2 protein-coding genes are annotated in these 1,431 nt (G+C 67.4%); both read right to left on the bottom strand.

All coding sequences use genetic code 11. The features are described 5' to 3' along the window. Positions 1-37: 37 nt before the first annotated feature. A complete protein-coding gene (gene ribA, locus AB4Y86_RS18855) occupies positions 38-742 on the bottom strand; it encodes a GTP cyclohydrolase II (RefSeq protein ID WP_441403659.1) in 705 nt (234 codons plus the stop codon). Positions 743-765: 23 nt separating this feature from the next. Further along, the gene (gene ribB / locus AB4Y86_RS18860) at positions 766-1,413 is read right to left on the bottom strand and encodes a 3,4-dihydroxy-2-butanone-4-phosphate synthase (protein WP_441403660.1); all 648 of its coding nucleotides are present in this window, start codon (positions 1,411-1,413) and stop codon (positions 766-768) included. Between the last annotated feature and the right edge of the window lie 18 nt (positions 1,414-1,431).

Genomic DNA, 1,431 nt, shown 5'->3' on the forward strand with positions numbered 1-1,431 from the left:
GTGGGTGGGTAGGGCGGGTGCTGGTGCCGGACGGGACTCAGCCTTGTTCGTGGTCGAAGCCGACTTGTCCCGAGCCAAGCCCCGCGGCGGGCGCGGGTTCCATGTCCAGGACCAGCCGGTGGTCCATCCGGTCCTTCTTGGTCTGCAGGTAGCGGATGTTCTGTTCCCGGGACGGCACCTCGGTGGGCACCATCTCGACAACCCGGACGCCAGCCTGCGCGAGCCGGTCCTGCTTATCCGGGTTGTTGCTCAGCAACCGGATCTCGTGGAGGCCCATTTCGGCGAGGATCTGGGCCGCGGCCTTGTAGCAGCGGGCGTCCACCGGCAGCCCGAGTTGTTCGTTGGCTTCCACGGTGTCGAAGCCGGCCTCCTGCAGGGCGTAGGCCTTGATCTTGTTGGCCAGGCCGATGCCCCGGCCTTCCTGGCCGCGCAGGTAGAGCAGGGTGCCACCGTATTCGTGGATCATTTCCAAGGCGTAGGCCAACTGTTCGCCGCAGTCGCAGCGGTAGGAACCGAATACGTCCCCGGTGAGGCATTCGGAGTGCAACCGGACCAAGGGGGCTTGGCCGTCCGTGGCCGGCAGCGGCGAACTGACGGCGAGGTGCTCGGCGCCGGTCGCCAGGTCGGTCCAGGCCTGTGCCACGAAGTCGCCGTGGGCGGTGGGCAGCTGGACGATCGGTCCGCCGGAAACCGGATGCGGCCGCTGGCCCGGCGTTGCCGGGTGCGCTTCAGAAGTCGTCATTGTCTCTCCTCAGTCCAGATATCTCAGGCGGATGCCGATGGGTGTCCGTCGGCGTCCCCGGAATTAAGGTACGCCACCAGGTCGGCAATCGAGATCAGCGGGCAGCCATGTTCGACGGCAAAGCCGCGAAGTCCGTCCAACCGCATCATTTCTCCATCGTCGTACACCACTTCTGCGATCACGCCCACGGGTTCGAGGCCGGCCAGCCGGCACAGCTCAACGGCTGCCTCGGTGTGGCCGGGACGTTCCCGCACACCACCCTTAACGGCGCGAAGAGGGAAAACATGCCCGGGCCGGGTCAGCGAATTCGGCTGGCGGGTCGGATCGGCCAGAATCCGGGCCGTCAGGGCCCGGTCCGTGGCCGAGATGCCGGTGCTCACGCCCACCGCCGCGTCGCACGAAACCGTGTAGGCGGTCCCTTTGGCGTCCTGGTTGATGACTGCCATGGGCGGCAACGCCAGGGCGTCGGCCCGTTCGCTGGTGAGCGGCACGCAAATCACGCCGGAGCTGTACCGGACGGTCCAGCCCATCAAGGCGGGGGTGGCGTGTTGCGCGGCGAAGATGATGTCGCCTTCGTTTTCGCGGTCTTCGTTGTCGACCACCAGCACCGGCCGGCCGGCGGCCATGGCCCGGATGGCGTCTTCAATCGGATCCAGGGCCGGCGTGTCCACGGCGAGTCCCTGCGGGTC

Origin of the sequence: Arthrobacter sp. 2YAF22_2 (assembly GCF_052114645.1) — a bacterium.
Taxonomy (GTDB): domain Bacteria; phylum Actinomycetota; class Actinomycetes; order Actinomycetales; family Micrococcaceae; genus Arthrobacter.

Excerpts from the sequence above, each read along its gene's own strand:
- ribA (WP_441403659.1), bottom strand. The coding sequence starts at position 742 with ATGACGACTTCTGAAGCGCACCCGGCAACGCCGGGCCAGCGGCCGCAT.